This window comes from Streptomyces sp. NPDC048349 (genome assembly GCF_040651925.1).
In the GTDB taxonomy this organism is placed as follows: domain Bacteria; phylum Actinomycetota; class Actinomycetes; order Streptomycetales; family Streptomycetaceae; genus Streptomyces.
This window is the reverse complement of the sequence record NZ_JBEZLA010000007.1, coordinates 11,881-31,994: the sequence shown is the minus strand read 5'-3', so window position 1 is coordinate 31,994 and position 20,114 is coordinate 11,881. Positions and strand designations below refer to the sequence as shown.

Annotated in this window: 3 protein-coding genes; all 3 read right to left on the bottom strand. The window is 74.6% G+C overall.

Annotated features, from left to right (window positions below):
- Window positions 1-71: 71 nt before the first annotated feature.
- Window positions 72-1,691 (bottom strand): MFS transporter, encoded by a 1,620-nt coding sequence (locus AB0D44_RS06330; RefSeq protein WP_362585202.1) that lies wholly within the window; start codon window positions 1,689-1,691, stop codon window positions 72-74.
- Between the two features lie 224 nt (window positions 1,692-1,915).
- Window positions 1,916-3,511, bottom strand: a complete 1,596-nt coding sequence (locus tag AB0D44_RS06325; RefSeq protein WP_362585199.1) for an AMP-binding protein — start codon at window positions 3,509-3,511, stop codon at window positions 1,916-1,918.
- Window positions 3,512-3,647: 136 nt separating this feature from the next.
- Window positions 3,648-20,069 carry a type I polyketide synthase gene (locus AB0D44_RS06320; RefSeq protein ID WP_362585196.1) on the bottom strand — a complete coding sequence of 5,474 codons (16,422 nt, stop codon included), beginning with the start codon at window positions 20,067-20,069 and terminating at the stop codon, window positions 3,648-3,650.
- Between the last annotated feature and the right edge of the window lie 45 nt (window positions 20,070-20,114).

Genomic DNA, 20,114 nt, shown 5'->3' with positions numbered 1-20,114 from the left:
GGGGGTTCGGGTCCTGGGCGGCTGTCGGTGGGCCCCTGGCGGGGCCGGGTGCCTTACGTGGTCCGCACGGCTCAGGCGGTGCCCGCGCCCGGGTGTCCGGCCTTGTGCGCCGCCGGGGCGGCCTGCGCGGCGAGTTCCGCGGCCCGCTGGTTGTCGGTCTGGACGGACCGCAGCCCGATCAGGGCGAAGACGGCGGCGCCGGCCATGACGACCGCGCCGGCGATCGAGGCGGCGTGCACCTCGGTCGTGAAGGCGGCGCGGGCCGCCTCGACCAGGCCGGCGGACGCGTCGCCCGAGAGCCGGCCGGCGGCCGCCAGGGCGCCGCCGATGGTCTCGCGGGCCGCTTCCAGCGCGTCGGCGGGCACCCCGGCCGGGGCGTCCAGCGCGGAGCTGTTGCGGTAGACGGCGGCGCCGATGCTGCCCAGGACGGCCACGCCGAGCGCGCCGCCGAGCTCCTGGCCGGTCTGGAGCAGGGCGGAGGCAGTACCGGCGCGCTCCGGCGGCACCTGGCCGACGACGAGCTCGGTGACCAGGGTGAGGACCGGGGTGAGCCCGACGGCGAGCGCGATGATGCCGATCAGGATCAGGACCAGGCCGTCCTCGGCCGGCACCTGGGTGAGCAGCAGCAGGGCGAGCGTGGCGATGGTGAAGCCGGCGCCGATGATGTGGGCGGGCTTGACGGTACGGACGAGGACGGTGGCGACGGGCACGACGGCGCCGACGGCGAGGGTACCGGGGATGGTCCACAGCGCGGACTTCAACGCGCTCATGCCGAGGACCGACTGCATGTACTGGGTGCTGAAGAGCGAGTAGCCGACGAGGGTGAAGCAGGCCAGCATGTTCACGGTGACGGAGGCGCCGAAGGCGCGGTTGCGGAACAGCGAGAGGTCGATCATCGGGTCGCTGCTCGTGCGCTGGCGGCGCAGGAACAGCGGGACGATGGCCAGGCCGACCGCGATGGCCACCACGTGGGTGACGGCGAATCCGTCCACGGCGATCTTCTTGAAGCCGTAGATGACCGGCAGGACGACGGCGAGCGAGAGTGCGGCGCTGATCAGGTCGAACTTCCCGGCCGCGGCGTCCTTGAACTCCGGCAGCAGGAAGGGCGCGGCGACCAGCAGGAGCAGCATGACGGGCACGTTGATGAGGAAGACGGAGCCCCACCAGAAGCCGGTGAGGAGCGCGCCGCTGACCACCGGGCCGAGCGCGGCGCCGGCGGCCATGCCGGTGGACCAGACGGCGACGGCGGTGCGCCGCTGGGTCTGGTCGCGGAACAGGTTGCGGATGAGGGCGAGCGTGGAGGGCATGAGGGTGGCGCCGCCGATGCCCTGGAGGGCGCGGGCGGTGATGACCATCTCGGGGTTGGAGGCGTAGGCGGCGAGCAGCGAGCCGCCGCCGAAGACCACGGCACCGATCAGCAGGAGGCGCCGGCGGCCGATGCGGTCGCCGAGTGCGCCCATGGTGAGCAGGACCCCGGACAGGACGAAGCCGTAGACGTCGATCATCCACAGCTGCTCGCTGCCGGAGGGCCGCAGGTCCTCGCTGATGGCGGGGATGGCGAAGTAGAGAACGGTCAGGTCCATGGAGACGAGCAGCACGGGCAGGAGCAGTACGCCGAGGGCGATCCATTCCTTGCGGCCCGCCTTGGCCTCCGGTCCGGTCGTGTCGTTCTCGCTCAGGGAGCTGGTCATGGGGGCTGTCCAATGCTGTCGGGACGGGACGTACGTATCAGTGAACGGAACACCGGGAGGGGCGGGGTGGGTCCGGACCGGGAACAGGGGTCGGGACAGGGGTCAGGACTGGGGTCGGAACAGGGGTGGGGCGGGGGCGCGACCGGGGTGGGTCGGGGGCGGGACAGGGGTGGGGCGGGGGCGGGGCCCGGGAGGGGCCTGACAGGGGTCCCGGGCCGTCGGTTTCAGGCCTCCTCGGCGGCGCGTGCCGCCAGGGCCCTGCGGTCGGTCTTCCCGTTCGGCGTGAGCGGCAGTCCCGGCACCAGGCCGACCTTCCGCGGAACCATGTACTCGGGCAGGGTCTGCTTGCAGAACGCGCTGATCACGACGGGGTCGGCGGTGAAGCCGCGGGCGGGGACGACGTACGCGTAGAGCTCCGGGTCGTCGCCCGGACGCGGGCGGACCACCGCGGCGGCCGCTTCGACCCCCGGGAACTCCAGGAGCCTGCGCTCGATCTCGCCCAGCTCCACCCGATTGCCCCGGATCTTGACCTGGAGGTCGGACCGGCCGACGAAGTACAGCTCACCACTCTCGCCGCGGTATGCCAAGTCATTTGACTTGTAGACGAGTTGGCCGGAGCGCGGGTTGAGCGGATCGGGTACCAGGACGGCCCGGGTCGCTTCCGGATCGTCCCAGTAGCCGGTGAAGAGGGAGGGGCCGCGCAGGTGGATCTCGCCCACCGCGCCCGGCTCCTCGACGGGCCGGCCCTCCTCGTCGATCAGCAGCATCTCGGCGCCCGGGTAGGCGAACCCGATGGAGAGCCTGTCGACGCCCTCGGGCAGCGGACTGGGCACGTCGGTGAGGGAGAAGGCCATCGCCTCGGTGGGGCCGAAGCAGTTCACCACCCGCGCCTGCGGCAACAGGCCCTGCAACTGGCGCAGTTCCGGCAACGGGAACGCCTCACCGGAGAACAGCACCCCGCGCACCTGGCCGGCCAGGGCGGCCAGCCCCTTCGCCTCGTGACGCAGGACGGGCCGCCAGATCGACGGCACCCCGTCGACCTGGGTGGCCCCGGTGTCGGCCAGGAAGCGCAGCAGCCGGCGCGGCCAGTGCATCAGCTCCCGCGGTACGGGGATCAGCTGGGCTCCCGAGCCCAGGGCGAGCCCGATGTCCAGCAGGGCGAAGTCGAACTGGAGCGGGGAGGTGGTGGCGAGCCGGTCCTCGGCCGTGACGATGGAGTGCCGCAGCATGCCCCGGTAGAAGGACAGCACCCCGCGGTGGCTCATGACCACGCCCTTGGGGCGGCCCGTGGTCCCCGAGGTGAAGATCATGTATGCGGCGTCGGTGCCGACCGCCTCCCGCCGGTGGCGGGTGCGCGGCGCGGGCGCGCGCTCCACGACCGCCCCGCCCGGGCCGAAGCGCGCCGTGCCGATGGGCTCGGGGACGCCTTCGCGCGTGCCGTCCACCGCCTGCAGGTGCAGGGCGGGCTCCGCGGTGGCGGCGATGGCCAGCAGCCGTGGGGTGGGGACCTCCGGGCTCACCGGGATGAAGGTGAGCCCGAGCATCGAACAGGCCAGGAGCACGGCCACGGCGGCGGCGGAGTTGTCCGACTCGAGGATCACCCGGTCGCCGATGTCGAGGCCGAGCGCGTCCAGGGACAGGGCGTAATCGTGCGCCCTGCGCTCCAGTTGACGGTAGGTCAGGACCTGGGAGGCGCCGTGCGGGCCGGCCTCCCAGACCGCCGGGCTGTCCGGCGCGGTCCCGGCCGCCGCCAGCATGAACTCGTGGATGCGTTCCGCCGGTCCGCTGACCGCGGCCGGGCGTACCGTGCTCAGGCTCACCGCTGTGCCACCTCTGCTCGTCGTCGTGCGCGCCGTCCGCGCGCACCGGTCGTCCTGCGCTCGTGGGGCCGTCCCGTGCGGGCGGGGCGTCCCGTGCTCGTGGGCCGTCCCGTGCTCGTGGGCCGTCCCGTGCTCATCAGGAGATGCGCTCCTTCAGGTCCGTCAGCCAGCGGTCGATCACGGGGGCCGTCGTGTCGACGTGCTGCTCGACGATGGTGAAATGCGTGCCGGGGACGGTCGCCACGGTGTCCGCGCCCTCCCAGTCGGCCTGCCAGTCGGCGTCGGGTGCGATGTCCGCGCCCTCACCCATCGCGAAGAGGTCCCCGGCCCGTACGAACAGCACGGGCGCCTCGATGTCCTCCTGCCGGAACTGCGGCAGCAGTTCCACGTACCGGCCCATCGCGGAGAGTTCGGCGCTGCTGAAGGAGCCCAGCGTGGCCGCCTTGTCGGGGACCGCGAAGGCCATCTGGTCGAAGAGCGCGTCGTTCGTCGCGCCCATGGAGTACGTGTCCAGCAGCACCAGCCCGGCGGGGCGCACCCCGTGCACCCGCTCCAGGCGGGCCGCGGTGGCGTGCGCGAGCAGGCCCCCCGAGGAGAAGCCGAGCAGGGCGAACGGCTCCCCGTCCGCGGCGCGCAGCACGGCCTCGGCGAGGACGTCCACCGCCGCGCCGAAGGACTCCGGCAGCGCCTCCCCGCGCCCGAACCCGGGGGTGGGGATACCGCAGACGGGCATCGAGAGCCGGGCCGCGAGCCGCGCGTGCTGGTGCACCCCGCCCGCCACGGTGGGCGTGCTCAGGCAGATCAGCCGGGGCGTGCGGTCCCCTGCCGGCCGGGTCCGCGCCCCGTAGGACACCGCCGCCGGCGGCTGCGCCAGGTCCGCCGCCGAGGCGAAGGCGGGCCGCAGCGCCGCCACGGACCGCAGCATGGCCAGGCCGGGCTGGAGGTTCCCCGACATGATCGCGTCGAGGAACAGCCCGTACAGGGTGTCGTCGGCGCGGCCCTCGCCGTGGGTGGACGGCGCGTCGGCCCGTCCCCGCTCCCCCGTCGCCGCGCCCAGGCGCTCCGCGAGCAGGCGGGCCAGCTCCAGCGGGTTCTTGCTGTCGAAGACCACCATGGCCGGCAGGGAGAGCCCGGAGGCGGTGTTCAGCCGGTTGCGGAGTTCGACGGCGGTCAGCGAGTCGAATCCGGCCTCCAGGAAGCCCGCTTCGGCGTCGACCGCGCTCGCGTCGGTGTGCCCCAGTACCTCGGCCGCGTGCGTGAGCACCGCGTCGAGCACCGCCTTCTCGCGCTCCGGACCGCCGAGGGCGCGCACCGTGTCGCGCAGCGCTCCGGCTCCGGCGGCTCCGGCCGCGGCGCCGGCCCGGCGGCGCACCGCGGGGGCCATGCCGCGCAGCAGGGCGGGCACCTCGTCCGTGCGGGCCCGCAGGGCGGCCAGGTCCACCCGCAGCGGTACGAGGGCGGGGGCGTCGGCGGCGACCGCCGCGTCGAAGAGCCACAGGCCCTCCTCCTCGGACAGCGCGGGCGTTCCGCTGCGCCGCATCCGCTGGAGGTCGGCCTCGCCGAGCCACTGGCTCAGTCCGGTCTCGGTGTCCCACAGGCCGAAGGCCATCGAGGTGGCCGCCAGCCCCTGCGAGCGGCGGTGCTGGGCGAGTGCGTCGAGGAACACGTTCGCCGCCGCGTAGTTGCCCTGTCCGGCGGCCATGACCAGGCCGCCCGCCGAGGAGAACAGCACGAAGGCGGACAGGTCATGACCGGTCGTCAGTTCGTGCAGATGCCAAGCCGCGTCGGCCTTCGCCCGCAGCACGGTGTCCACCTGCTCGGGGGTGAGCGCCCCGACCAGGCCGTTGTGGGCGACTCCGGCGGCGTGCACGATCCCGCGCAGCGGGTGCGCCGGGTCGATGCCTCCGATCAGGGCGGCCACGGCGTCCCGGTCGGACACGTCGCACGCGGCGATCTCCACCCGGGCGCCGAGCGCGGTCAGCTCGTCGCGGAGCCCCGCCGCGTTGGGCGCTGCGGGTCCGCGCCGGCTGGTGAGCACGAGGTGCCGTACGCCGTGCGCGGTGACCAGGTGCCGGGCGACGAGGGCGCCCAGGCCGCCGGTGCCGCCGGTGATCAGGACGGTTCCCCCGGTGTCCCAGGACGTGGAGCTGCCGGGCGCGGCGCTGCGCACCAGGCGGGGTGCGAGGACCTTGCCCTGCCGGACGGCCAGTTCGGGCTCGCCCGACGCGAGGGCGGCGGCCAGCGCCTTGGGGGACGGCTCCGCCTCCTCCTCCAGGTCCAGCAGCACGAACCGGCCCGGGTTCTCCGCCTGCGCGGCCCGCACCAGCCCCCACACCGGGGCCTGCCGTACGTCGACCGGGTCGCCGTCGGCCACGGCTGTCGCGGCCCGGGTGACCAGGACCAGCCGCGAGCCCGCGAACGCCGGCTCGGCCAGCCACTGCTGTACGGCCGACAGTGCCGTGGCCACCGCCGAGCGGACCCCGGCGAGGACCTCGTGCTCGCGGCCGGCGCCGGGCCCGGCCGGCAGGACCGGCAGCAGCACGGCGTCCGGTACGCCGTCCCGGTCCGCGCGGAGCGCGTCGAGGCCGGGGAGCACCGGGATCCCGGGCACCGCCAGCCCCGGGCCGGCGACGGCCCAGGCCCCGCGCGGTCCGGAGCCGCCGCCGACCGGCTGCCAGTCGACGCGCAGCAGCGCGTCGCGGAAGCCGCCGGTGGGCAGCTGTTCGGCGGCCACCGGGCGCAGCAGCAGCGCGGCGACGGAGGCCACCGGCGCCCCGGCCGGGTCGGTGAGGTCGAGACGTACGGCGTTGCGCTGACCCTCGACGGGCGCGAGCCGGACCCGTACGGCGGTGGCGGACGCGGCGTGCAGGGTGACGCCCGCCCAGGCGAACGGGAGCAGCGCGCCCCCCGCGTCCTCCTCGGCGCCGAGCCCGCCGAATCCGAGCGCGTGCAGGGAGGCGTCGAGCAGGGCCGGGTGGAGACCGAACCGTCCGGCGTCGGCGTGCGCCTGCTCGGGCAGTTCGATCTCGGCGTAGAGCGCATCGCCGAGCCGCCAGGCGGCCGTCAGGCCCTGGAAGACGGGACCGTAGCCGAACCCGCGCTCCTGGAGCCGGTCGTACAGATCGGCCGCGTCCAGCTCGGCCGCGCCGGCGGGCGGCCACGCTGCGGGGCCGTCGCCGGGCTCGGCAGCGGCGGGTGCGAGGAACCCGTCGGCGTGCCGGGTCCACGGCTCGTCGGGCCGGGCTTCGGGGCGCGAGTAGACCTGTACGGCGCGCCGGGCCCGGTCGTCGGGTTCGCCCACGACGACCTGGACGGACATGCCGCCGCGCTCGGGCAGGACCAGCGGGGCCTGGAGGGTGAGCTCCTCGAGGAGTCCGCAGCCGACGTGGTCGCCGGCCTGGAGCGCGAGTTCGACGAAGCCCGTACCGGGGAGCAGGACGCTGCCGTGCACGGCGTGGTCGGCCACCCACGGCTGGGCGTCCAGGGAGATCCGCGCGGTGAAGGTGACCGCGTCGGAGTCGGGGGAGGGCAGCACGGCCGCGAGGAGCGGGTGGTCGAGGGCGTCCTGGCCGACGGCCACGGCATCGGTGGCGGGCTTGGCGGCGTCGACCCAGTAGCGGGTGCGCTGGAACGGGTAAGTGGGCAGATCGACGAGCCGGGCTCCGGTGCCCCCGTAGAAGGCCTCCCAGTCGACGGGCACGCCCGCCGCGTACAGCTGGGCGACGGCCGAGACCAGCGACTCGGGCTCCCCGCGGTCCTTGCGCAGGGCGGCCGCCGAGACGGCCTGCTCGGAGTCGAGTACCTGCTGGGCGAGAGCGGTGAGCACCGCGCCGGGCCCGATCTCCAGGAACCGGGTGGCGCCCTGCTCTTCCAGCGTGTGGACGGCGTCGGTGAAGCGGACGGCCTGGCGGACCTGGCCGACCCAGTACTCGGGGGACGCCCATGCCTGCGACAGCTCGCCGCAGACCGTGGAGACGACGGGTATGCGCGGCTCGCCGAAGTCCAACTCCTGCACCACGGCGCGGAACGCGTCCAGCATGGGGTCCATCAGGACGGAGTGGAAGGCGTGCGAGACGGCGAGGCGGCTGGTCTTGCGGCCGGCCGCCGCGAAGTGCTCGCCCACCGCCAGGACGGCTTCCTCGGCACCCGAAACGACCACCGATTCCGGTCCGTTGACGGCCGCGACACCGACCGCGTCGGTGAGCAGCGCCAGCACCTCGTCCTCGGTCGCCTGGACGGCCACCATCGCCCCGCCGGAGGGGAGTTCCTGCATCAGCCGGCCCCGGACGACGACCAGCCGGGCCGCGTCCGCCAGGGACAGCACTCCGGCCGCGTGCGCGGCGGCGAGCTCCCCGATCGAATGCCCGGCGACGAGGTCGGGCCGTACGCCCCAGGTCTCCACCAGCCGGAACAAGGCCACTTCGAGAGCGAACAGGGCGGGCTGGGTGAGCGCGGTCGCGTTCAGCGCCTGCGCGTCCCCGCCCCACACCACCTCGCGCAGCGACCGCCCGAGCAGCGGGTCGATCTCCGCGCACACCGCGTCGTAGGCCACCGCGAAGGCGGGGAACGCTTCGTACAACTCCCGTCCCATGCCCAGCCGTTGCGCGCCCTGCCCGGTGAACAGGAACGCCGTCTTCCCGGAGCGCCGCGCCAGGTCGCGGACCACGGCGGGTGCGTTGCGGCCCTGCGCCAGGGCGGTCAGGCCGCGCAGCAGCTCCGCGCGCTCCGTTCCCACGACCACCGCACGGTGGGGGAACGCGGTCCGCGAGGAGACCAGCGACAGGCCGATGTCCGCCGGCTCGCTCTCCGGCTGCTGCGTGACCCGGTCCAGCAGGCGTTCGGCCTGGGCGGCCAGGGCCTGCGGGGTCTTGGCCGACAACACCCAGGGCAGCACCGCCGGTTCGGACCGTACGGCCGCCTCCTCGGCGCCCTGCGGCGCCTCCTCCACGATGACGTGGGCGTTCGTCCCGCTGATCCCGAACGAGGAGACGGCGGCCCGGCGGGGCCGGCCGGACGCCTGCCATTCCCGCGCCTCGGTGAGCAGTTCCACGCTTCCCGCGGCCCAGTCCACCTGATCGGAGGGCGCGTCCACGTGCAGGGTCTTCGGGAGCGTCCCGTGGCGCATGGCCATGACCATCTTGATGACGCCCGCGACACCCGCCGACGCCTGCGTGTGCCCCATGTTGGACTTGATCGAGCCCAGGTACAGCGGCTGCCCCTCGGGGCGGTCCTGCCCGTACGTGGCGAGCAGGGCCTGCGCCTCGATCGGGTCGCCGAGCGTCGTGCCGGTGCCGTGCGCCTCGACCGCGTCGACCTCGGCGGCCGACAGGCCGGCGTTGGCCAGGGCCTGGCGGATCACCCGCTGCTGGGCGGGACCGTTCGGGGCGGTCAGGCCGTTGGAGGCGCCGTCCTGGTTCAGGGCGGACCCCCGGACGACGGCGACCACCGGGTGGCCGTTGCGCCGTGCGTCGGAGAGCCGCTCGAGCAGCAGGACGCCCGCGCCCTCGCCCCAGGCGACACCGTCGGCCGAAGCCGCGAACGACTTGGACCGGCCGTCGGGGGCGAGCCCGCGCTGACGGCTGAACTCGACGAACATGCCCGGCGTACCCATGACGGCGACGCCTCCCGCCAGGGCCAGGGAGCACTCGCCCGACCGCAGCGCCTGGGCGGCCATGTGCAGGGCGACGAGGGAGGAGGAGCAGGCCGTGTCGACGGTGACCGAGGGGCCTTCGAGGCCGAGCGTGTACGACGTACGGCCGGAGACGAGGCTGCCGCCGCTGCTGGCCGCCGCTTCCACGCCCAGGGCGTAGTCGTGGTACATGACCCCCGCGAAGACCCCGGTCGCCGAGCCCTTGAGCGTGACGGGGTCGATCCCCGCCCGCTCGATCGCCTCCCAGGACACCTCCAGCAGCAACCGCTGCTGCGGATCCATCATCAGCGCCTCGTTCGGACCGATCCCGAAGAACACCGGGTCGAAATCGGCCGCCTCGTACAGGAAACCGCCCTCCCGCGCATACGTCTTCCCCGGCGTACCGGGCTCCGGGTCGTACACCTGCGGATCCCAGCCCCGATCGGCCGGGAACCCCCCGACCGCGTCCACACCCTCCGCAACGAGCCGCCACAGCTCCTCCGGCGTGCCCACCCCGCCCGGGTAACGACACCCCATGCCCACGATCACGATGGGGTCGTCCACGTCCGGACCGCCGACGGCGGGGAGGGCGCGGACGGGGGCGGCAACGGCGTGGTCCCGGCCGGCGACCTCGGTGCCGATGTGGTCGGCGACGGACTGCGCGGTCGGGTAGTCGAAGATCAGCGTGGCGGGCAGCCGCAGTCCGGTCGCCGAGCCGAGCCTGTTGCGCAGCTCCACCGCGGCGAGCGAGTCGAAGCCCAGCTCGCTGAAGGCCCGCTCGGGCTCGATCGCGTCCGGCGAGGCGTGCCCGAGGACACCGGCCACCTGCCCGCGCACGAGGTCCAGCAGCGCGGCGGCCCGTCCGTTCGCGTCCAGTGCGGCCAGGCGCGCGGCGAGCCCATCGGCACCGTCCCCGGACTGGGCGGCCCGGCGTACGGGGACCCGCACCAGGCCGCGGAGCAGGGCCGGCATCTGGTCGGCACGGCCGCGCAGGACGTTCGTGTCGACGCGCAGGGGGACCACCGCGGGCCGCCCCGAGCGCAGGGACAGCGAGAACAGGGCGAGGCCTTCGGCCTGGGAGAGGGCGGGCAGCCCCTGGGCCGCCATGCGCTCCTCGGCCAGGTCCAGCCGGGTGGTCATGCCGGTGTTGACTCCCCAGAGGCCGAAGGCCATCGAGGTGGCCGGCAACCCCAGCGCATGACGGTGCTCGGCCAGCGCATCGAGGAACACGTTCGCCGCCGCGTAACTGCCCTGCCCCGCCGCCAGAACCAGCCCACCGGCCGAGGAGAACATCACGAACGCCGACAGACCCATGTCCGCGGTCAGCTCGTGCAGATGCCACGCCGCGTCCGCCTTCGGCCGCAACACCGCATCCATCCGCTCCGGCGTCAGGGCACCGACCACCCCGTTGTCCGCGACGCCCGCCACATGCACCACACCCGACAACGGATGCTCCACACCGTCCAGCACGGCGGCCAGCGCCTCCCGGTCCGCCACGTCACACGCGACGACCGACACCTGCGCGCCCAGCCCGGTGAGGTCGTCCACCAGTGCGCCGACACCCGGCGTATCCGCTCCGCGCCTGCCCGCCAGCACGAGATGACGTACTCCGTGCTCGACCACCAGATGCCGGGCCACCAGCGCACCCAGACCACCCGTACCACCAGTGATCAGAACCGACCCGGCCCCGTCCCACACCGGAGCGGCGTCCGCATCGACGGCCACCCGGGCCAGCCGCGGCACCAGCACCTCACCACCACGCACCGCCAACTCCGGCTCGGCCAGGGCCAGGAGCGCCCCCACCTCCACCGACCCGTCCGAGTCGATCAACACGAACCGACCCGGATTCTCCCCCTGCGCCGCACGCACCAGACCCCACACCGGAGCCTGCCTCACATCGACCGCATCGCCGTCGGCCACAGCCACCGCACCGCGCGTGACCACGACGAGCGCCGAGTCCGCGCGGTCGTCCGCCAGCCAGTCCTGCACCGCAGCCAGAACCTGGTTGGCCAGGCTGTGGACAGCCGCCGGCACGTCGTCGTCGGTCACCTCGCACTCGAAGACGGCCGCGCCCTCGGGCAGCTCCTGCGGAGCGGCCGCGGCCGGCACGGGCAGCGGGTTCCATGCGATGCGGAAGAGGCAGTCCGTACCGTCGGCGCCGAGCTGGTCGGTCGAGACGGGGCGGCCGACCACCGCGCCGACCGTGGCGACCGGGGCACCCGTGGCATCGGCGACCTCCAAGGAGAGGCTCTCCGGGGTGGGCTGGGTGATCCGCACCCGTACGACGGCGGCTCCCGCCGCGTGCAGGGTGACGTCCTTCCAGACGAACGGCAGGACGGTCTCGTCTCCGCCGGTACCGTTGACGAGGGCGGCGTGCATGGAGGCGTCGAGCAGGGCCGGATGCAGGCCGAACTCGGCGGCTTCGGCGTGGGCCTGCTCGGGCAGGGCGACCTCGGCGTAGAGCACGTCGCCGAGCCGCCAGGCTGCCTTGAGGCCTTGGAACACGGGTCCGTAGCCGAAGCCGCGCTCCCGCAGGCCCTCGTACGCACCGTCCAGCGACAGCGCGTCGGCGCCTGCGGGGGGCCAGGCCGTCAGGTCGAAGGCGGGGGCCTCGGCGCCTGCGGCGAGCACGCCGTCGGCGTGCAGCGTCCACGGCAGGTCCGGCCGGTCCTCGGCGCGCGAGTAGACGGTCACCGATCGCCGCCCGGAGGCGTCGGCGGGGCCGACGACCATCTGCACGGTGACGGCTCCGCGCTCGGGAAGGATCAGCGGCGCCTGGAGCGCGAGCTCTTCCAGGACCTCGCAGCCCACCTGGTCACCCGCCCTGACCGCCAGCTCCACGAATCCGGTGCCGGGCAGCAGGATGCGGCCCAGGACGTCGTGGTCGGCGATCCAGGGGTGGGTACTCGCCGAGAGCCGGCCGGTGAAGGTGACCACGTCGGTGTCGGGGGACGGCAGCACCGCACCGAGCAGCGGATGCCCGGCGTCGGTGAGTCCGGCCGCCGCCATGCTGCCGCCGCCGGAGCCGATCCACGAGTTGGCGAGGTACTCCTCGGTGCCGATCCAGTAGCGGGTGTGCTGGAAGGCATACGTCGGCAAGTCGACCCGGCGGGCGCCCGTGCCGGCGTAGAAGGCCGACCAGTCCACGGACACGCCGTCCACGTGCAGCCGGGCAAGAGCCGAAACCAGCGCCTCCGCCTCCGGCCGGTTCTTCCGCAACCCCGCCACGAGCACGCCATCGCCGACGCTCTGCCCGGCCAGCCCGGTCAGGACGCCGTCCGGGCCCAACTCCAGGAACCGGGTCACACCCTGCCCCTCCAGGCAGCGCACCGCATCCGCGAAACGGACGGCCTCGCGGACCTGGCCGACCCAGTACTCAGGCAACTGCCACGCCTCGGACACCTCACCCGTCACGGTGGACACCACGGGAATACGTGCCGCACTGAACCTCAACCCGGCGGCCACCGCCCGGAACTCGTCCAGCATCGGGTCCATCAGGGCGGAGTGGAACGCGTGCGAGACGGCGAGGCGGCTCGTCTTGCGACCGATCGCGGTGAAGTGCTCACCGACCCCCACAACAGCCGCTTCCACACCGGAAATCACCACCGACTCCGGCCCGTTGACCGCGGCGATGTTCACTCCCCCGGTCAGCAGCGGCAGGACTTCGTCCTCCGTGGCCTGGACGGCGAGCATCGCGCCACCCGCGGGCAGCGCCTGCATCAGACGGCCGCGGGCCACCACCAGCCGCGCCGCGTCCGCCAGGGACAGGACCCCCACCGCATGCGCAGCAGCCAGCTCACCGATCGAATGCCCGGCCACCACATCAGGCCGCACACCCCACGCTTCAACCAGCCGGAACAAGGCGACTTCCAGCGCGAACAACGCCGGCTGGGTGAGCGCGGTCGCGTTCAGCGCCTGCGCGTCCCCGCCCCACACCACCTCCCGCAGCGACCGGCCCAACAGCGGATCGACCTCCGCACACACCGCATCGAAAGCCGCCGCGAACACCGGGAACGCGGCATACGACTCACGCCCCATCCCCAACCGCTGCGCACCCTGCCCCGTGAACAGGAACGCCGTCCGACCACCCGACCGCGCCTGCCCCGCCACCACGCCCGGGTGTTCCCCACCGGCCGCCAGGGCAGCCAGGGCCCCCTCCCGATCGCCCACCACCACCGCCCGGTGCTCCATCGTGGTGCGCGTGGCAGCAAGGGTGTGCCCGATGTCCTGGGGGGTGTACGCGTCCACCACCTCGAGCAGCGCAGCCGCCTGGCCGGCCAGGGCCTGCGCGGACTTCGCCGACACCACCCAGGGCACGACGGGCAGTTCCACGGGCCGTTCCGCCTCTGCGGGCACCGCGGCGGGGACCTCCTCCACGATGACGTGCGCGTTCGTCCCGCTGATGCCGAACGAGGAGATGCCCGCACGACGCGGCCGGCCGTCCTCGCCGCGCCATTCCCGGGCCTCGGTGAGCAGTTCCACCTCACCCGCCGACCAGTCGATCTGGTCCGAGCGCTCCTCCGCGTGCAGGGTCGGCGGCAGCACCCCGTGCCGCATCGCCATCACCATCTTGATGATTCCCGCGACACCCGCCGCCGCCTGCGTGTGCCCCATGTTGGATTTGACCGAGCCCAGCCACAGCGGCCGGCCTTCCGGCCGCCCCTGCCCGTAGGTGGCCAGCAGCGCCTGCGCCTCGATCGGGTCACCGAGCGTCGTGCCGGTGCCGTGCGCCTCGACCGCGTCGACCTCGGCGGGCGCCAGGCCCGCGTTGGCGAGGGCCTGGCGGATCACCCGCTGCTGCGCGGGGCCGTTCGGGGCGGTCAGGCCGTTGGAGGCGCCGTCCTGGTTCAGCGCCGAGCCGCGGACCGTCGCCAGCACCGGGTGCCCGTTGCGCCGCGCGTCCGAGAGCCGCTCCAGCAGCAGCATGCCCGCGCCCTCGCCCCAGCCCGTACCGTCCGCGCCCGCGCCGAACGACTTGCACCGGCCGTCGGGGGCCAGGCCGCGCTGGCGGCTGAATTCGACGAAGACCTCCGGGGTGGCCATGACGGCGACGCCGCCCGCGAGGGCCAGCGAGCACTCGCCCGACCGCAGCGCCTGGGCCGCCATGTGCAGGGCGACGAGGGAGGAGGAGCAGGCCGTGTCGACGGTCACGGCCGGGCCCTCGAGGCCGAACACGTAGGAGACGCGGCCCGAGGCGATGGCTCCGGTGCTGTTGTTGGCGGCGTAGTCGTGGTACATCATCCCGGCGTAGCAGCCGGTCATGCTGCCGCGCAGGGTCTCCGGGTCGATCCCGGCCCGCTCGAACACCTCCCAGGCCGTCTCCAGCAGCAGGAACTGCTGCGGGTCCATCACGGCCGCCTCGTTGGGGCTGATCCCGAAGAAGGCCGGGTCGAACGCGCCGGCCTCGTGCAGGAACCCGCCTTCGCGGGCGTAGCTCGTGTGGGGGCGCTCGGCGGTCGGGTCGTAGATGCGGTCGAGGTCCCAGCCGCGGTTGGCCGGGAAGCCGGAGACGGCGTCCACGCCGTCCGCGACCAGCTGCCACAGGTCCTCGGGGGTGCGCACCCCGCCGGGGTAGCGGCAGGCCATGGCGACGATCACGATCGGGTCGTCGTCGACGGCGCCGGCCCGGACGACGGAGGCGGGGGTGAGGTTCGCCGACGGTGCGCCGGCCCCGTCGAGTTCGTCGAGCAGGTGCCGGGCCAGCGCGCGCGGGTTGGGGTAGTCGAAGGCGAGGGTGGCGGGCAGCCGGACGTCCGCGGCCGCGCTCACGGCGTTGCGGAACTCGACGGCGGTGAGCGAGTCGAAGCCGAGCTCGCTGAACGCCCGGCTCTCGTCGACGGCGTGCGGACCCGGGTATCCGAGGGTGATCGCGACCTGCGTGCGGACCAGGTCGAGCAGCACGGCCGCGCGCTCCTCCCGGTCCAGCCCGGCCAGCCGGCCGTGCAGCGCGCCGGCCGCCTGGGGCGCGGACGCCGCGCTCCTGCGCGACCGTACGCGGACCAGGCCGCGGAAGAGCGGCGGCAGGGCCTCGCCCGCCTCGGCGAGCGTGCGGACGTCCAGCCGGATCGGCAGGAGGACGGGGGCGTCGACGGTCAGCGCCCGGTCGAAGAGGTCCACCCCGTACTCGGCGGTGAGCGCGCCGATGCCCGTGCGGCTCATCCGCTGGAGGTCGGCGTCGGTCAGGGCGCCGGACATGCCGCTCGCCCACAGGCCCCAGGCGAGGGACTGGGCGGGGAGGCCGTGGGCACGCCGGTGGGTGGCGAGCGCGTCGAGCAGGGCGTTGGCCGCACCGTAGTTGCCCTGTCCGGGGACGCCGAGGACGCCGGTCGCGGAGGAGAACAGGACGAACGCCGACAGCTCCAATCCGCGGGTCAGTTCGTGCAGGTGGAGGGCCGCGTCGGCCTTGGCGCGCAGGACGGTGTCCAGGCTCCGCGGGGTCAGTGAGGCGATGAGGGCGTCGTCGAGCACCCCGGCGAGGTGGACCACGCCGGTGAGCGGCACCCCGGAGATCAGGGCGGCGAGGGCGTCGCGGTCTGCGGCGTCGCAGGCGGCGATGGTGGCGTCGGCGCCGAGTCCGCGCAGTTCGGCGCGGAGTTCGACGGCGCCGGGGGCGTCCGTGCCGCGCCGGGAGACCAGCAGGAGGCTCCGTACACCGTGGGCCTCGACCAGCTGCCGGGCGACCAGCCGCCCGAGCGCGCCGGTGGCGCCGGTGACCAGGACGGTGCCGTTGCCGAAGTCGGGGCGGACGCGGGCTTCGGGGTCGTCGGTGACGCGGCTGAGGCGGGCGCCGTGGACGGTCGTGCCCCGTACGAGCATCTGGGGTTCGGCGGCGGCCACGGCGGCGGCCGTCTCCCGCGGGTCGGCGGGGTCGGCGAGGTCCGCGAGGAGGAACCGTCCGGGGTGCTCGGCCTGCGCCGAGCGCACGAGGCCCCAGACGGCCGACCCGGCCAGGTCGGTGACGTCCTCGCCGGGCCGGGCCACGGCCCCGGAGGTCGCGACGAGCAGCTGCGCGCCGGCGTACCGCTCGTCGGCGATCCAGCTCTGCAGGGCGGTGAGCACCCGTGCCGTGGCGGCGCGGACCGCGTCCGGGCCGGTGCCGGGCCGGGAGCGCAGGACGACGTGCTGCGGTACGGGTCCGCCGGCGGGCAGGGTGTCCCAGTCGGCCGGTGCGGGGGCGCTCGGGCCCGTGGCCGAGGGCGCCGGGAGGGCCGTCCAGTCCAGGCCGAAGAGGGATTCGTGGGCGGCGGTGCGTGCGGCGGCGAGCTGCTGGGCGGAGACCTCGCGCAGGACGAGGGAGTCCACGCGGAGCACGGGGCGTCCGGTCTCGTCGGCGACGGACAGGGCGATGGCGCCCGCGCCGCCGGGGGCGATCCGGACCCGCAGCCGGGTGGCGCCGGACGCGTACAGCCGTACGCCGGTCCAGACGAACGGCAGGACCGGGCCCTGAGCCCCGGCGAACGGGTCGGTGAAGACGGATCCGTGCAGCGAGGCGTCCAGCAGTGCCGGGTGCAGGCCGAAGGCGGCGGCGTCGGCGCGAGCCCGCTCCGGGAGCGCGACCTCGGCGAACACCTCGGCTGCGCCGGTGGCGGCCCATGCGGCGGTGAGGCCGCGGAAGACCGGGCCGTACGGGAGACCGGCCGCGGCCAGCGCCTCGTACACACCGTCCGTGTCGATCGGGGTGGCGGCGGCGGGCGGCCAGGCGGCCAGGTCGACGGCGGGATCCGGGGCGGCCGCGGTGGGGGCGGTGGGGGCGGCTGCCAGGACGCCGGCCGCGTGCAGGGTCCACGGCTGGTCGGGCTGGTCGTCGCGGCGCGAGTGGACGCTGACCGGGCGCCGTCCGGAGGCGTCGGCGGGGCCGACCTCGACCTGGAGGGCGACGGCGCCGCGTTCGGGCAGGACGAGGGGCGCCTGCAGCATCAGTTCTTCGAGCAGCTCGCAGCCGACCTGGTCGCCGGCTCGGACGGCCAGCTCCACGAAGCCGGTGCCGGGGAAGACCACGGACTCGCCGACGCGGTGGTCGGCGAGCCAGGGCTGGGCCGATAGGGAGACGCGGCCCGTCAGGACCACCCCGCCGGAGTCGGCGAGGGAGACGACGGCGCCGAGCAGCGGGTGTTCGGCGGCGGCCAGTCCGGCTGCCGAGAGGTCGCCGACGGTTCCGGCGCCCTCCACCCAGTAGCGGGTGCGCTGGAAGGCGTACGTGGGCAGGCCGACGAGCCGGGCCCCGGTTCCGGCGTGGAACGCCGCCCAGTCCACGGCCGCGCCGCAGGTGTGGAGCCTGGCCACTGCGGCGATCAGGGCCTCGGCCTCGGGGCGGTTCCTGCGCAGGGCCGGTACGAGGACCGCCTGCTCGGAGTCGACGCTCTGCTGGGCGAGGCCGGTGAGGATGCCGTCGGGGCCGATCTCCAGGAAGCGGGTGGCGCCCTCCTGCTCGAGGGTGCGGACGGCGTCGGCGAAGCGGACGGCCTCGCGGACCTGGCAGACCCAGTACTCCGGTGACCGCCAGTCGGCGCCGGGGCGTTCGCCGGTCACCGTGGAGACGGCCGCGATCCGCGGCTCCTCGTACGTCAACTGCTGGGCGAGGGCCCGGAATTCCTCGAGCATCGGATCCATCAGGGCCGAGTGGAAGGCGTGCGAGACGGCGAGGCGGCTGGTCTTGCGGCCGGTGGCCGTGAACTGCTCGCCGAGCGCGAGGACGGCCGCCTCGGCGCCCGACACGACCACGGATTCGGGACCGTTGACCGCCGCGATGCCCACCCCGTCGGTGAGCAGCGGCAGGACTTCGGCCTCCGTCGCCTGGACGGCGAGCATCGCACCGCCGGCGGGCAGCGCCTGCATCAGACGGCCGCGGGCAACGACCAGCCGCGCCGCGTCCGCGAGGGAGAGCACGCCCGCGGCGTGCGCGGCGGCCAGCTCGCCGACCGAGTGGCCCGCGACCACGTCGGGGGTGATCCCCCAGGCCTCGACGAGCCGGAACAGCGCCACTTCGAGCGCGAACAGGGCGGGCTGGGCGAGCGCGGTCGCATTCAATGCCTCCGCGTCCTCACCCCACACCACTCCCCGGAGCGAGCGGCCGAGGTGCGGGTCGATCTCCGCGCACACCGCGTCGAAGGCCGCCGCGAACACCGGGAAGGCGGCGTACAACTCGCGCCCCATGCCGAGGCGTTGGGCGCCCTGTCCGGTGAACAGGAACGCCGTCGAGCCCTTGGACACGATGCCGCGCACCACGTTCGGGTGCGACTGGCCCTGCGCCAGCGCGGCGAGCGCGTCGAGCGCGCAGGCGCGGCCGTCCGCCAGGACGACGGCGCGGTGGTCGAGCGCCGCGCGGCTGACGGCCAGCGAGTAGGCCAGGTCCGTTGCGTCCAGCTCGGGTGAGGCGGTGACGTGGGCGTGCACCCGGCCCGCCTGCGCGGCGAGGGCCTCGGCGTCCCGGCCGGAGACCGGCCACGGCACTGCGGCGGGCAGCGGTCCGGCGGGTGCCGGTTCCGCGGCCACCGGCCCGTCCGGCGCATCCGCCGCCGTGGCCGGCTCCGGCGCGGGCGCCTCCTCGAGGATGACGTGGGCGTTGGTGCCGCTGACCCCGAAGGCCGATACGCCGGCCCGCCGGGGCCGGTCCTCGGCGCGCTCCCACTGCCGGGCTGCCGCCAGCAGCCGGACCTGGCCCGCGGACCAGTCGACGTGACTCGACGGCTCGTCCACGTGCAGGGTCCGCGGCAGCAGGCCGTGCTGCAGCGCCATGACCATCTTGATGACGCTGCCGACCCCGGCGGCGGCCTGGGCGTGGCCGATGTTGGATTTGATGGAGCCGAGCCACAGCGGCTGCCCCTCGGGGCGGTCCTGCCCGTAGGTGGCGAGGAGCGCCTGGGCCTCGATCGGGTCGCCGAGGGTGGTCCCGGTGCCGTGGCCCTCGACCACGTCGACCTGGGTCGCGGGGATGCGGGCGTTGGCGAGGGCCTGGCGGATGACGCGCTGCTGGGCGCGGCCGTTGGGGGCGGTGAGGCCGTTGCTGGCGCCGTCCTGGTTGACGGCGCTGCCGCGTACGACGGCCAGGACGGGGTGGCCGGCCCGCCGCGCGTCCGCGAGCCGTTCCAGTACGAGCATGCCCGCGCCCTCGGACCAGCCGGTGCCGTCGGCGGCCTCGGCGAAGGCCTTGCAGCGGCCGTCGGGGGCGAGGCCGCGCTGGCGGCTGAACGCGATGAACGGCGAGGGGGTGGACATCACCATGACGCCGCCGGCGAGGGCCAGCGAGCATTCGCGCTGTCTGAGCGCCTGGGCCGCGAGGTGGAGCGAGACGAGCGAGGAGGAGCACGCGGTGTCGACGGTCACGGCCGGGCCTTCGAGGCCCAGGGTGTACGAGATCCGGCCGGAGATGACCGCGGCCGCGTTGGCGGTGGTCATGTAGGCCTCGGCGACCTCGCCGGCCGCGCCGATCAGGTACTCGTAGTCCTGGATGCCGGAGCCCGCGAACACGCCGACCGGCTTGCCGCGCAGGGACACCGGGTCGATCCCGGCGCGCTCGATCGCCTCCCAGGACACCTCGAGCAGCAGCCGCTGCTGCGGGTCCATGGTCAGGGCCTCGTTGGGGCTGATCCCGAAGAACCCCGCGTCGAAGTCGGCGACGTCGTGGACGAATCCGCCCTCGTGGACGTAGCTGCTGCCGGACCCGGCGGTCTCCGGCTCCTCGCCGCGGAGCCCGTCGAGGTCCCAGCCCCGGTCGGTGGGGAAGGTGCTGATGGCGTCCCGGCCTTCGGCCACGAGCCGCCACAGGTCGTCCGGGCTGCTCACGCCCCCCGGGTAGCGGCAGCTCATCGCGACGATGGCGATGGGCTCGTGGTCCTGGTTCTCGACCTCCTGGAGCCGGCGGCGGGTCTGGTGCAGGTCCGCCGTGACCCGCTTGAGGTAGTCGAGAAGCCTTGCGTCGTCATTGGACATCTTGGTCCCACCGAGTCCTTGTTCATGCCGTGAGGTCGAGTCGGG

Bases quoted from the DNA above. Each gene is read 5' to 3' on its own strand.
- AB0D44_RS06330 (WP_362585202.1), bottom strand. From the start codon at position 1,691: ATGACCAGCTCCCTGAGCGAGAACGACACGACCGGACCGGAGGCCAAG.
- AB0D44_RS06320 (WP_362585196.1), bottom strand. From the start codon at position 20,069: ATGTCCAATGACGACGCAAGGCTTCTCGACTACCTCAAGCGGGTCACG.